The 13,439-nt window shown below is 59.4% G+C and carries 14 protein-coding genes and 1 tRNA gene; all 15 read right to left on the bottom strand.

Annotated elements, in window-relative coordinates; genetic code table 11:
- Positions 1-25: 25 nt before the first annotated feature.
- Complete coding sequence (locus CIC07_RS10830; RefSeq protein ID WP_076356387.1) at positions 26-1,000, bottom strand: polyprenyl synthetase family protein; 975 nt, start codon at positions 998-1,000, stop codon at positions 26-28.
- A 4-nt stretch (positions 1,001-1,004) separates the two neighbouring features.
- Entirely contained in the window at positions 1,005-1,862 is an 858-nt protein-coding gene (locus CIC07_RS10825) for a menaquinone biosynthesis protein (RefSeq protein WP_327205375.1), read from the bottom strand.
- Positions 1,831-2,487 carry a UbiX family flavin prenyltransferase gene (locus CIC07_RS10820; RefSeq protein ID WP_076356389.1) on the bottom strand — a complete coding sequence of 219 codons (657 nt, stop codon included), beginning with the start codon at positions 2,485-2,487 and terminating at the stop codon, positions 1,831-1,833. The genes CIC07_RS10825 and CIC07_RS10820 overlap by 32 nt, the downstream gene beginning before the upstream one ends.
- Positions 2,478-3,356, bottom strand: coding sequence for a UbiA-like polyprenyltransferase (locus tag CIC07_RS10815; protein WP_076356391.1), 879 nt, complete (start codon positions 3,354-3,356; stop codon positions 2,478-2,480). Before CIC07_RS10815 ends, CIC07_RS10820 begins: the two co-directional genes overlap by 10 nt.
- The gene (locus CIC07_RS10810; RefSeq protein WP_076356393.1) at positions 3,353-4,072 is read right to left on the bottom strand and encodes a demethylmenaquinone methyltransferase; all 720 of its coding nucleotides are present in this window, start codon (positions 4,070-4,072) and stop codon (positions 3,353-3,355) included. The genes CIC07_RS10815 and CIC07_RS10810 overlap by 4 nt, the downstream gene beginning before the upstream one ends.
- Positions 4,073-4,080: 8 nt before the next feature.
- Entirely contained in the window at positions 4,081-4,953 is an 873-nt protein-coding gene (locus CIC07_RS10805) for a heptaprenyl diphosphate synthase component 1 (RefSeq protein WP_076356395.1), read from the bottom strand.
- A gap of 105 nt (positions 4,954-5,058) precedes the next feature.
- Entirely contained in the window at positions 5,059-5,592 is a 534-nt protein-coding gene (locus CIC07_RS10800; RefSeq protein ID WP_076356397.1) for a hypothetical protein, read from the bottom strand.
- A 212-nt stretch (positions 5,593-5,804) separates the two neighbouring features.
- Positions 5,805-6,026, bottom strand: coding sequence for a trp RNA-binding attenuation protein MtrB (gene mtrB / locus CIC07_RS10795; protein WP_076357080.1), 222 nt, complete (start codon positions 6,024-6,026; stop codon positions 5,805-5,807).
- Between the two features lie 93 nt (positions 6,027-6,119).
- A tRNA-Pro gene (locus CIC07_RS10790) sits at positions 6,120-6,196 on the bottom strand.
- 252 nt (positions 6,197-6,448) lie between these two features.
- Positions 6,449-6,724: an HU family DNA-binding protein gene (locus CIC07_RS10785; RefSeq protein ID WP_076356399.1), complete on the bottom strand. Its 276-nt coding sequence runs from the start codon at positions 6,722-6,724 to the stop codon at positions 6,449-6,451.
- A gap of 177 nt (positions 6,725-6,901) precedes the next feature.
- Positions 6,902-7,888 carry an ABC transporter permease gene (locus CIC07_RS10780; protein WP_076356401.1) on the bottom strand — a complete coding sequence of 329 codons (987 nt, stop codon included), beginning with the start codon at positions 7,886-7,888 and terminating at the stop codon, positions 6,902-6,904.
- The gene (locus CIC07_RS10775; RefSeq protein WP_083688119.1) at positions 7,885-9,375 is read right to left on the bottom strand and encodes a sugar ABC transporter ATP-binding protein; all 1,491 of its coding nucleotides are present in this window, start codon (positions 9,373-9,375) and stop codon (positions 7,885-7,887) included. Before CIC07_RS10775 ends, CIC07_RS10780 begins: the two co-directional genes overlap by 4 nt.
- A gap of 138 nt (positions 9,376-9,513) precedes the next feature.
- Positions 9,514-10,632: a sugar ABC transporter substrate-binding protein gene (locus CIC07_RS10770; protein ID WP_094248017.1), complete on the bottom strand. Its 1,119-nt coding sequence runs from the start codon at positions 10,630-10,632 to the stop codon at positions 9,514-9,516.
- 285 nt (positions 10,633-10,917) lie between these two features.
- Entirely contained in the window at positions 10,918-12,396 is a 1,479-nt protein-coding gene (gene spoIVA / locus CIC07_RS10765; protein WP_076356405.1) for a stage IV sporulation protein A, read from the bottom strand.
- A gap of 274 nt (positions 12,397-12,670) precedes the next feature.
- The gene (locus tag CIC07_RS10760) at positions 12,671-13,438 is read right to left on the bottom strand and encodes a YphF family lipoprotein (RefSeq protein ID WP_139334423.1); all 768 of its coding nucleotides are present in this window, start codon (positions 13,436-13,438) and stop codon (positions 12,671-12,673) included.
- Position 13,439 lies beyond the last annotated feature (1 nt).

The raw sequence follows: 13,439 nt of genomic DNA, 5'->3' as shown, positions 1-13,439 counted from the left end.
GCAGTCGTATGCCGGCCAATTGCCGTTAATAGCTGCGTTTGTTGATGAAACGGGCAATGTCGGTCAAGTTCTTTTTCGCCGGCAAATCCGGAAGTCCTTCCAGAGCCTGCAAAGCTTTTGCCATGAATCGCTCCGCCATCTGCTCCGCAATGCCTACGCCGGCGCTCGAGCGCACGAGCTGGATGGCGCTTCGCGTATCCGAATGGCCTTCGTTCTCGCGGATGACGCCGATCTCGCGCAGGAGCGGCTCGCGCAGCTCCGGCTCCTGCAGAGCCAGCAGCACCGGAAGCGTCATGTTCCCCTGACGGATGTCCGAGCCGGGCGGCTTGCCGATCTGCTTCTCCGTGCCGAGAAGATCGAGAAGATCGTCCCGGATCTGGAACGTCATGCCGATGTTGTACCCGAACCGGTACAGCTGTCCGCTTGTCCGGCGGTCCGCGCCTGCGGCGACGGCGCCGAGCTGGCAGCTGATGGCGATGAGCAGGGCGGTCTTGCGGCGGATCCGCTTGAGGTAGTTGCGAACCGACTGCTCCGTGTTGAAGAAGTCGCGCACCTGCTCCATTTCACCGATGCACATCTCGACCATCGCCTTGGCCAGAATCTGATGCAGCTCCGGATTGGAGAACGAGGTGATCAGCTCCAGCGCCTTGGCATAGATGTAGTCCCCGGTGTACATGGCGATGCGGTTGTCCCACTTGGAGCCGACGGTCGGCTGGCCGCGGCGCGTCCTCGCATTGTCGATGACATCGTCATGGACGAGGCTGGCGCTGTGGATCAGCTCGAGCGTGACGGCTACCCGCTGCAGCTCCTCCAGCCGGTAATCTCCGAACCGGCCGGCAAGCAGCACGAATACAGGGCGGATCCGCTTGCCTCCAGCCTGGAGCAGATGGAGCGAGGTTTCTCCGAGAAGACTGCTGTCCTCCGCGACGGCCAGCTCGAGCTGCCGTTCGATTCCGTTGAGATCGCCCTTCATTTTGGCGTACAAATCAAGAAGTTTCATGAATTCACCTGCCCGAGAATGATTGCGAGTTCCAAAATTCAAGCGCCACTTCCCGATCGATAAGCCCCATCGTATGCGCGTGCTTGTAGTACAGCTCCAGTCCCGCCTGCAGCTCCGGACCGAAGTCGTAGCGCAGCCCTTCGAAATAAGCGGTCCAGTAGGCCGACGTGCCGCCTACGGACGCCATCGCCCGCTCCACGAGCGGGGTCAGATCCCGCAGGCTGCGCCGCCTGCTCTCCAGCATGTCCCGGTGCAGCTTGGCCAGGCTGTCCGGATGCCGGCCCACTGCGCCGCGGTCCGCCGCAACGACGGCGTAAGTCATGCCGAGTCCGGTCCAGCGATGCCACTCCTCGCCGAGATCCATCACTTCGAGCCCGTGATGGTCCCATGACGCCTTGATCGCGCTGTCCCCGATCAGCAGGGCGGCGTCATGCTCCGCCAGCATGGAATCCAGGTCCGGCTCCATGACCGAGTACGCCGGATTGCCGTCGTACCGCAAGGTCAGAATCATTTTGAGCAGATTGATGGAAGTCGCGGATGTGCGGGTCAAGGCGATCCGGCCGCGGAGCACTTCCTTCAGAGGTTTTTTCATGAACAGCAGAATCGATTGGACCGGTCCCACCGTGCCGACGGACAGGCCCGGCAGCAGCAGGTAGCGTTCCGGATCCATTCCATAGATGAAGGACGATACGGCAGACGCCTCGAGCTCTCCGGCCTGCAGCATCCGGTTCAGATCGGACGGCACCTTCTTGACGATCGCATACGCCTCGTCGGTATCCGGTACATAATGAAACATCGGCCATGCATTGGTGTAATCGATTCTCCCGACGTTAATCGGTCCGCTGTGAGCCATTGTCATCATCTCCCCATCTCCGGAACAAGTCGTGTTCCAGTCCCATCACGTCCATCAGCTTACCGACCAGAAAGTCGACCAGGTCCTCCATCGTCCGGGGACCGTAATAGAAAGCCGGCATGGCCGGCACGATGGACACTCCCATACGGGAAAGCTTCAGCATATTCTCCAAATGTACCGCATGCATGGGGGTTTCCCTCGGCATGAGGATCAGCTTGCGTCCTTCCTTCATCATCACATCCGCGGCGCGGGTCATGAGATTGTCGGAAGAGCCATGGGCGACAGAGGACAGCGTCCCCATCGAGCAGGGCACGATCGCCATGCCCTGCACCCGGTAGGAGCCGCTGGCGATATTGGCCCCGATGTCCCCATTGGGATAGAGCCGGAGCCGGCCTTCGGACAACGCATCGCCGAACGCCAGCTCAAGGGCTTCCGTCCGCTTGGAGGCATTCCAGCCCAGCTCTTCCTTCAGAACCCGCCAGCCCGAATCCGTGACGACCAGCTGCACCTGCACGCGCGCGCGGAGCAGCTCCTCCACGAGACGGACCCCGTAGACAGCCCCGCTCGCTCCCGTGATGCCGACGACCCAGCGCCTAGGAGCTGCAGCCGTCTTTCCTCCGGTATCTAGCTCCATGCCCGAATCACCGCCAGATCAAGGATCGTGAAGGCCAGCATCGTTATGGCCAGCGCACCGTTCATCGTGAAGAAAGCCGTCTGCAGGCGGCTCATGTCCGTCGGCTTCAGAATGAGATGCTCATAGAAAAGGATGCCGAGGGAAATGACGACGCCGGCCAGGTACAGCCAGCTGAGATCCGTAATGACGAACAGCAGCAGGAAGCAGGCAGCCGTGATGACGTGGAACAGCTTTGCGATCGTAAGCGACCGGTTGACCCCGAACCGCGCGGGAATGGAGTAGACCTTCTCCTCGCGGTCGAAATCGATGTCTTGAAGCGCATAGATCGTATCGAAGCCGGCCAGCCAGAACACGATCGCGACGTAGAGCACCCATGCCCCCGGATGGAAGGAGCCGGTGACGGCCACCCAGCCGCCGAGCGGCGCAAGTCCGATCGTAAGCCCCAGAATGACGTGGCAGAGCCAGGTGAACCGCTTGGCGTACGAATAAATGACGAGGAAGAAAATCGCGATCGGCATCAGCTTCAGGCAGATCGGATTCAGCTGCGAAGCCGCGATGAAAAAGAGGACGAAGGAAAGGATGACGAAGAGCACAACCTCTCCTGTCTTCAGCAGACCGGCAGGAAGTGCCCTCTTTTCCGTTCTCGGATTTCGCAGGTCGATCGCCTTGTCGATGAGGCGGTTCAGCCCCATCGCCGTGCTGCGCGCCCCGATCATCGCCAGCGTGATCCATCCCGCCTCCGCCCAGGAGGGCAGATGCCCTTCCATGGTGACGGAGCCGAGGAGCATGCCCATATAAGCGAATGGAAGCGCGAAAATCGTATGTTCAACCTTGATCATTTCTAGAAAAATGCGGAGTTTGCGAATCATTTTCCTTCCGTCCCCTTCGTTCCGATATGCAGCGCTGCAATGCCCCCGGTCAGCGCGTCCGCGCTCACCGACTCCAGCCCTGTCTTGCGGAACAACTCCGTCAATCCATGCCTGTCTGGAAACTGCTTGAGAGAATCCGGGAGCCACTTGTACTGCTCATACGACTTGGCGAACAGCTTGCCGAGCTGCGGCAGCAATTGCTGAAAATAGAAATAATAAATGCCCTTGAACGGCTGCCAGGTAGGCTTCGACAGCTCCAGGCAGACCACCTTGCCGCCCGGCTTCACCACCCGCTTCATCTCCCGCAGCACCTGCTCGAAATCCGGCACGTTGCGCAGGCCGAAGCCGATCGTTGCGAAATCGAAGGAATCGTCGGGAAACGGCAGCTCCATGGCATTGCCGCGGATCAGCTCGATCTGGTGTCCCCGCCCCGCCTCGACAACCTTGCGCTTGCCGACATCGAGCATCGCCTGGCTGAAATCCAGCCCGACGACACGTCCGCTCCCGCTTGCCTCCGCAATGGAGAGCGTCCAGTCGCAAGTGCCGCAGCAGAGGTCGATCGCGGTCTGGCCGGATTTCATGTTCATTTTGCGCATGGTGAATTTCCGCCAGGCCTTATGCCGGCGGAAGCTCAGCACATCGTTCATCAGATCGTACTTGGGAGCGATCTTCTCGAATACGCCGTGAACATGTTTGGCTTTTTCATTCTGTTCCATTCTCGTTGTCACCTCATCTCGCCGGTCATTGGGGAAGTCGGTACGGCAGCCGCCATCAGCCGGTCGCCGATCAGCAGCACTTCTTGCGCCAGGCGATCCGACTCAATGCGCCCAGCCAGCGTCCTGAACTTGTCCGCGCAAGCGGCAAGCTTGTCCGCCAGCAGCGCCTGGATCCGATAGCGCTCGATCAGGTCCCGGGCTGCGGCGGAATCCGGAGCGGAAGCCTGCAGAAGCAGCTCCCGGTCCTCCGCTGAACCCGCCTCGAGCACATGCCAGTAGCCCCAGCCTCCCGCGAGCGCTTCCCCGCGAAGCGAAAGCGACCACTCCTCGTGCAGGACTTCCATTCGCGCCAGCGTAAGGAGCAGCTCGTTCCATAGGGGACGAATCTTTTCCTCCAGCAAAATCGTAAAGCTGTCAAAGAGGATGCTGCGGATGCCGGCATGCCGATCCAGGTATTCCTCCGCCGTCAGGGAGTTGTCCTTCGCCTGCACGTACAGGCTGGTCTTGAGCCTGTTCGCCTCGCAGATCGAGCCGCTGAGGCGGCGGATCATATCGATCTGGCCCGCTCCGGCCAGCAGCTGGTAGAAGCGGCTGCTGAAATAATCGCCGGCCAGCACGCGCAGCTGGCGCTCGCGCATATCCTTGATGCCGCGATCCCCGGCTTCGGTATCGACGCGGTCATGGGTGTCAAGCCCGAGCTGCACGAGAGAAACCGCAAGCGAATAGAGCTCGCTTGCGGCAGCCGCAAACCTGTGCTGGCTGAGGAATCCGAACAGCAGGCGGATCCGGCTGTCGGGAAAATCCGGCAAGGCCGCGTGGCGCCTGATCATCTCATGGTCGATGTATTTGCTGGCAAGTTCAGGAATTCGGTATCGTGTCATCGGGTAAGCCTCCGAACATAACGGCCGATAGTTGACCGTTCAATAATCTAAACTATTATACCACAATCGAATTGTTTAAGCACAGGCGGAGCCGTCAAGGCGGGTTCACTGCCTGACGGCGGAGTCGGCCGCCCATTCCGAATGGTAGGTAAGGCGGAGCCTGGACGCCCAAAGCTTGTTCTGAGCCGGATTGATGCCGCTCCAGTCCTTGAGCTGTTCCGCATTCATCCACGGATCCTCCCGCCTCATGTCCGCCGCTGCGAGCAGCGTCCCCCCGCTGTCCTCGACACGCACAAGCAGCCGGCTCACATTGGCCGCCTGCACGAAGCTCAGGCCGGCCAGCTGGCGGATATCGTCGAGCCAGCCGCTGCCTCCAGGAGCCGCTCCTTGACCGTCAAGATCGATTTTGAGGACCGACCCGGTCCATTCCACCCTTGTGATCCGCCTCGTCAGGCTCATCGCGCTGAGCCGGTCCACCAGGCTGCCTTGATCCAGCAGAGCAGGCTGCTGGACGCGGAACACGGCCTTCTCCTTATCCGCGGCAACTCCGCCGGGCGAAGGGAAGATGGACAGCAACAGAACAGCCCCCAAAGCTGCGCAGCCGGCCGCAGCCAGCCGAATTCCGATTCCCGCACGCATGAGCGCGCACCTCCTGCCCTGTCGGCCTGAAGCGCCCGATCCTCCAAGCGCTTATGAGATCAGTATACGGGCAACAGGCGCAAATCATGTCCAAGCAGCGGCCGCAATCGGGTACTCCGGGCCATCAAGGCCTTCCTCATTCCGGATTCCATCGGCGTCTCAGAGAATCTCCGTCTCCACATGGCAAAAAAAAACAGGCTCCCGCCTGTCCTTCATTCTCCGGCTTCGACCGTGCCGTACCGCGTCATGATCGTCGCGCGGCCGCGGATCTTGATCGCGGATGTATGGTCCGTGAACTGGGCGATGAGGACTTCTCCCTTGTCCAGCTTCTCGGAGTGATGAAACTTGGTATCCGTTCCGCGAGTGAGGCCGATGACGGTTACGCCTTGATCCTTCGCCTTGATGACGATGTAATCCCCTTCGAGAGCTTCCATGTCCATGCCTCCTTCCCCGTTCATTTCATCAGGGCTTCTATCAAAAACTGCTCTCCCGGACGATCCAGGAAAGCAGCTTGCGATACATATGTATGGTCGGAGTAACAGGATTTGAACCTGCGACCTCACCCACCCCAAGGGTGCGCGCTACCAGGCTGCGCCATACCCCGACAACATCGGTCTGCCTTGCGTCGGCTGCATTCGCGCTGCGGATATGCGATCCGCAAGAAGAAAAAGAATGAGTCACGACATCCTTCGCTTCGGCACAGAAAAGATTATAGCATCCTCGCACAGGGGGTTGCAACCGTTCTTGAGGCCGTTCAGGGATTCTCTCCGGCACTCCGGTCCCGCCTTGAATTCCAGGGCCGAAAAAAACAAAACGTCCGAATGGAAGCATTCGGACGGCTCCCTGCAAGGAGGGATTAGTTGGATACGAGGTCTTTCAAGGACTTGCCCGGCTTGAAGGCAGGCGTCTTGCTCGCAGGGATTTCGATTTCTTCCCCGGTCTGCGGATTCCGTCCCTTGCGTGCTTGGCGCTCGCGTACTTCAAAGTTGCCGAAGCCGACAAGCTGGACTTTGTCTCCTGCCTGAAGGGCGTCGGAGATGGCGTCGAACACCGCGTCAACCGCTTTCGTCGCGTCCTTTTTGGACAGCTCGGTCAGCTCGGATACTTTGGCAATCAGATCGGTCTTGTTCAATGATCTCACCTCCCAATGGTACTAACCCTATCACTTGTTTTGCCGTTTCCTGCAAAAATATACCTTTTGTAGCGGAACAAACTTATACTATACCAGCAACAAGCGGAATACAAGACTATTTTTGGCAGGACAAAGCCCTTGGAGAGCGGCTTGAAAACCGGTTTCATAGTAGCGGAATCAAGCCCGCTTGCGGTTCAGGTGAATGAATGTGATCGCCAGCGCGAGCACCAGCACGGCGCCCTTGATGAAGTCGTTGGAATAGTACGGAACGTTCATCATCGTCAGTCCGTTCAGCAGCACGCCGATCAGAACGGCTCCGAAGAAGGTGCCGACGATGTTGGGCCGCCCTTTGCCAAGCACCGAATAGCCGACGAATACGGCCGCCACCGCTTCCATGAGGATCGGCGCGCCGGCGCCGGACTGGCCGCTGCCGGTACGGGCTGCGAAGAGCAGGCCTCCGATGGCGGCGAACAATCCCGACAGCACATAAGCCGCGGTGCGGATCCGCTTCACCCTTACGCCCGATAGGCGAGCCGCTTCCTCGTTGCCTCCGGTCATTTCCATCTGGCGTCCGATCCGCGTGTATTTGAAGAAGATGAATACGGCGACGAATGCGACGGCCATCAGCACGACCGGAACCGGGATGCCGAGCAGCTCGCCCTGTCCCAGCCACAGGAAGGACGAAGGAATCGTACCCGGAGCGGTCGAGCCGTCCGGCATGATCATGTTGCTGTAGATGGAATTGCCTTTGGTGAATATTTGCTGGATGCCCGAGACGACATACATCATCGCGAGCGTCGCGAGCAGATCCGGAATCCGCACCCGCACGATCAGGAGCGAATTGACCAGCCCTACCGCCGCTCCGAGCAGGAGCGAGCCGACAATGACGACCGCGAGCGGCATCTGATACCAGACCATGAGCGCCGTCGAAAAAGCGATGACGATCGATACGGTCGAGCCGACCGAGAGGTCGAAGCCGTCCACGGACAAGGAGAACGTGACGCCGATCGCCACGAACGCCGTGATCGAGATCGCCCGCAGGATCGAGGCCAGGTTGTCGTACGTAAAGAAATGCTTGTCCCACAAAGAAAAGAAAATAATGACAATGCCGATGACCAAAAGCGATCCATATTTGAAAATGAAATCGGCCGATCTGGAATTCATGCTGTTCCTCCTCTTCCTCCGCTGGCTTCGATGAGCAGCTCCTCCAAAGAGGCTTGACCTCTCGGGAACTCCTTGACGATAGCCCCGTCATACATGACCAGAATCCGGTCGGCGATGCCGACGGCTTCCTGGAATTCGCAAGTCAGGTACAGAATCGCCTTGCCCTGCGAGGCAAGATTGCCGATGACGCGGAAGATATCGCTTTTGGCGCCGATGTCCACTCCCTTGGTCGGCTCGTCGAACAGATAGACCGACGCTTCCGTCGGAATCCATTTGCCGATGCTGACCTTCTGCTGGTTGCCTCCGCTCAGCGTCGCGATGATCTGCTGGAAGCCCGCCGTCTTGATTCCAAGCGAAGAGATCAGGCCCGAGGCCGATTCCTCCTCCTTGCGCCCAGCCAAAAATCCGAGCCGAGTCCAGCGCTTCAAGGAAGGGAGGCTGAGATTGCGCAGCACGGAATCCGACGCGACAATGCCCTGCCGCCTTCTCTCCTCGGGCACGAGGGCGATTCCCGCCGCTACGGCGTCGGCCGGCTGATTCAGCCTGAGGCGTCTGCCGCCTGCGCTGATCGTCCCGCCGTCGACGGAATCGGCGCCGAAGAGAGCCCGGGACAGCTCGGTCTTGCCTGCTCCGACAAGCCCTACGACCGCGACGATCTCGCCGCTCCGCACCTTCAGGCTGACATCCTTCACCCGGCTCCCGCTCCGCAGTCCGTCTACATCGAGGACGACCTCGCCGATAGCTGCCTCCAGCTTCGGATACTCCTCCTCGAATTTGCGTCCGAGCATCGCTTCCACTACGCTTTCGGGGGTGAGCTCCCTCTTGTCTGCGGTTAGGACCCGCATGCCGTCGCGCATGACGGTGATGCGGTCGCTGACCCGGAACACCTCCGGCAGCCGATGGGTGATGAAGATGATGCCGATTCCGCTTGCCTTGAGCCCTTCGATGACACGGAAGAGCCGCTCAGCCTCCTCCAGGCTGAGCGGCGCCGTAGGCTCGTCCAGAATGACGAATCGTGCGCGTTCCGTTAGCAGGCGGGCAATGAGCACCAACTGCTTTTCCGCAAGGGACAGCTCCCCGGCCGGCTTATGGAGCGGAAGCTCCACGCCGAGCCGCTGCAGCGCGGCTCCGGCTTCCTCGGCCATCGCCTTCCAGTTCACCCATCGTCCCGCGCCGCTCGCTGCATGGCGGTCGAGGAGGATGTTCTCCGCCGTGCTGAGTGCCGGCACGATCGCCGTGTCCACTTCCTGGTAGACGCAGTGGATGCCTAAGGCCTTCGCTTCGGCCGGACTGCCGAGAGCGACCGGTCCCCCGTCGATCTCCACGCTGCCCGAGTCGGCCCCATACGCGCCGGAAAGTATTTTGATCAGGGTGCTTTTGCCCGCCCCGTTGGCGCCGAGAAGAGCATGGACCTCTCCTCCCGCCACCTCAAGGCCGGCGTCCTTCAATGCCGGAACTCCGGAAAAGGACTTGCATATCCCAGACATGCACAGCATGCTTGGCTGGCTCAAGCTTCATCCCTCCCGTTCATCGATCTGGTTGCAATCTTCCTTGCTTGTTCCCTGCTTATCACGTGCTTATTATTTGCTTATTGCTGTTTATTGCTGCTGGTCCCTGCTTGTTCCTTAGTTGCCCGTCTTGCCCATCCAATCGGCGATTCCCTGCTCGCTCTTGCCCCATCCCTCGACATACTCGCTGAGCTCGGTCGTGTTGATCTTCTTGTCCTTCGGCAATGCGTCGCGGGTTACGGCAACCGCATCAAGGACGACCTTGTCGTCGGTCTTGTCGCCATGCAGCTTCTGGTACAGATACCGCGCCTGCACGCGGCCGATGTCCTTCGGATCCACGGCGACCGAGGCGATCCAAGGCGAATTCGGATCCTGGATCATCTGCAGGTCCTCGTCGCTCATGTCGATGCCGTAGACTTTGATTTCATTGCGGCCCGCCTGCTGGATGGCGCGGACGGCTCCTTTGGCGAATTCATCCCACGATGCCCATACAGCTGCGATGTCGCCTTTGTTCGGATATTGCTTGAGAATGGCTTCCATCTGGTTCTGCGTATCCAGCGCAGGCTTGTCCGCCGTGCCGAAATGCGCGATTTCCTTGATATCCGGGTTCGCATCCATGAACTTCTTGTACGAGATCTGGCGTCTTTCCATCGGCGCAAAGCCTGCGACCCAAACCTTGACGATGTTCCCTTTGCCGCCGATATCCGTTTTCAGCTTCTCCAGCGACTTGTCCGCCATATCCTGGTCGTTCTGCTGCAGCACCGTGACTCCCGGCACCGCGATGTCGGCGTCGAACGCTACGACCGGAATTCCCTTGCTGGCCGCTTTCTCTACGCCGGACTTCAGCGCTTCCGCCGTGCCGTGGTCGGTCAGGATGCCGTCTACGCCGCCGTTGACCGCCGCCTCGAGCTTGGAAGACATCTCGGCCAGATTGTTGCCCGAGGCCTGCACCTGCACCGTGCCTCCGAAGCTCTCGACCTGCTCCTTCACGCCGGCAACGTATTGGGCGGAAAACGCCCCTTCGTTGAATTGCATGATGAGCGCGATCTTCTTGCCCTTCAGCGAATCATTGCCATCGCCGAGCGTGGCGAGGATTCCGTTGGATTTGCCGGCTGCCGCGCTTCCGCCCGCTCCAGCTCCGTCCGCCTCGGAATTATTGCCTTTCTGCCCGCATGCGGCCGTACCCAATATAGCAGCCGCTGCAAGAACGATCAGTGATTTTTTGCCCCAGTTCATCTCTGTATTTCCTCCCCCGTCATGTCAAGCTCCCTGAATGTGCTTGTTAAGCAACATCATAGCATCTTATCCAAGCATGTCAATCGGATTTAAGTGATTTGACGTCGAAATTGCTCGAATATTTTGGATAGGGATAATTATAGAACTTCACGAATAATATTCAAGCTTTTTTTGTTTAAAGCGCTGTCGCCCCAAAATATTCCAGCTATTCGTCCAGCCTCGCTCTGTCCTGCGCACGCAAAAAACCGGAGGGCGACAAGCCCCCCCGGTGCAGAACAATAATCATTAGAGAATGATGGCGATAAGGCCTCCGGAGCCTTCGTTGATGATCCTGCCCAGCGTTTCCTGCAGCTTGTAGCGGGCGTTGTCCGGCATCATCGCAATCTTGCCCTGGATGCCTTCGCGCACGATGGAATGCAGCGAGCGGCCGAACATGTCTGAATCCCATACCTTGATCGGATCGTTCTCGAAATCCTGCATGAGGTATCTCACGAGCTCCTCGCTTTGCTTCTCCGTCCCGATGATCGGAGCGAACTCCGATTCCACGTCCACTCGAATCATGTGGATGGATGGAGCGGTCGCCTTCAGCCTGACCCCGAAGCGGGAGCCTTGGCGGATCAGCTCCGGCTCGTCGAGCTGCATTTCGGCCAGAGTCGGAGCCGCGATGCCGTAGCCGGTCGTCTTGACCATCTCCAGCGCTTCCGCGAAGCGGTCGTACTCGCGCTTGGCATGGGTGAAATCCTGCATGAGCTGCAGCAGATGGTCCTTGCCGCGGATTTCGACGCCGACCACTTCCATCAGGATCTGGTCGTACAGCTCATCCGGAGCGTACAGGTCGATCTCCGCAACGCCCTGCCCCATATTCATGTCGCTGAGGCCGGCTCTGGAAATGAAGTCGTATTCCATGAACTGGGCGACGACACGGTCCACATCGCGCAGCCTGCGGATGTCCTGGACCGTATCGCGGACCGAATTCTCGAAATTGCTTCTCAGCCAGTGGCTTTCATTCAGCACCATGACCCAGCTGGGCAGGTTGACGTTGACCTCATGCACAGGGAATTCGTAGAGAACCTCGCGCAGGACGGAGGTCACTTCCTCCTCGCCCATGGCGGCCGCGCTCAGCGTCATGACCGGAATGTCGTATTTGGCTTGAAGCTCGCCGCGGAGCTGCAGGGCTTCATCGCTTTTCGGACGGGTGGAGTTGATGATGAGCACGAACGGCTTGCCGACTTCCTTCAGCTCGGCGATGACGCGTTCTTCGGATTCGACATACGAGCTGCGGGGAATTTCGGCGATCGTGCCGTCCGTCGTAACGACCACGCCGAGAGTGGAATGCTCCTGGATGACCTTGCGGGTTCCGATCTCCGCCGCTTCCTGGAATGGAATCGGCTCCTCGAACCAAGGCGTCGTGATCATCCGCGGGCCGTTCTCGTCCTCGTAGCCCTTGGCGCCATCCACAGCGTATCCGACGCAATCGACGAGGCGGACGTTGACTTCCAGGCCTTCGGCGACATGAATGCGGACAGCCTGGTTCGGAACGAACTTGGGCTCCGTCGTCATGATCGTCTTGCCTGCCGCGCTTTGCGGAAGCTCATCCACCGCGCGGACGCGGTCCACCTCGCTCGTAATGTTGGGAAGTACGGTCGTTTCCATGAATCGCTTGATGAACGTCGACTTGCCTGTTCGGACCGCACCGACGACGCCGAGGTAGATGTCTCCGCCGGTACGCTCCGCGATGTCCTTGAAAATATCCACTTTTTCCACTTTCAGATCCCCTCCCAATCGAATATCCGGTTCGTCGCCTTCCACCGGTCAAGAGGGTAGGCAAGCGACGCAACTCGTACATGCTGTGGACTAGTAATAGCTTATTGTCCATCCTTCCGGATTATGACGGTTGCGTCCAACATTCTTGCATCCCGGTCCGGATATCCATAGCCCTTTCAAGATAGATTGATATGCCCCCAGATAGCAGAAAAGAACCTTCCGTCCCTCTCGCGCTTCGCGAAAAAGGGACAAGAAGGTTCTCGTCCTATAGCTGTTATTCGGGCTGTGCCACAGGCTCCCCGCCGACAAGCTTGAACGGCGGGGATTTGACCGGCACGAAGTCGGTGTCCTCCGCGAGCAACTGCCGCAGGTCGAGCTCCGCTCCCACCTTGTCGAGGCCGCGCTTCTGGGCGAAGCGCATCATGTCGCTTCCGTAATCCGCGTAGACCCGCCCCTCATCGCTCATCATGAACGGCAAGGCGCCGCCGGAATACAGGCTGCGGACGGAAGGCTCCCGCTGGCCCAGTTTTTTGAAGTCGATCCGGCTGTAGCCCGGATAGGCTTCGCCGGCGGCCGGAAGCACGCCTTCATGGCTGCGGCCGTACTGGTCGACCCAGCCCTGCACGTCGTTCACCGACTGGAAGATCGTCAGCGGCATCAGCTTCACGGTCGGATCCTGCTCCTCGTTCTGGATCAGGAAGTAGTAGCTGCCGCCCTTCTCGAATGAAGCCGCCGGCAGATCCGACATGAAGTTCTCCCGCTGCAGCTTCGGAAAATCAATGACGAATTTTTCGTAGACCGGCGTTTCCTGGTTGGCGTTCTTGATCGGCAGAAGACCTTTCTTCTGCTGATAAAGATCGACCACCGCCTGCACTCCGGCGACGACGTCCATCGATGGAGCCTGGCTCTCGGCCATGCGTTCCCGGGGATACATGCAGCCGGACAAGCTTGCCGCCAGCATCATGGCGGCCGCGGCTCCTGCGAGACCTCGCCATTTGCGCCCCTCCGCCGGGCGGCCAAGGGTTCCTTTATTCAACATCATG

It is taken from the genome of Paenibacillus sp. RUD330 (assembly GCF_002243345.2).
In the GTDB taxonomy this organism is placed as follows: Bacteria; Bacillota; Bacilli; order Paenibacillales; family Paenibacillaceae; genus Paenibacillus_O.
Note: the sequence above shows the minus strand (reverse complement) of the source record. Positions and strands in the feature narration are given on the sequence as shown.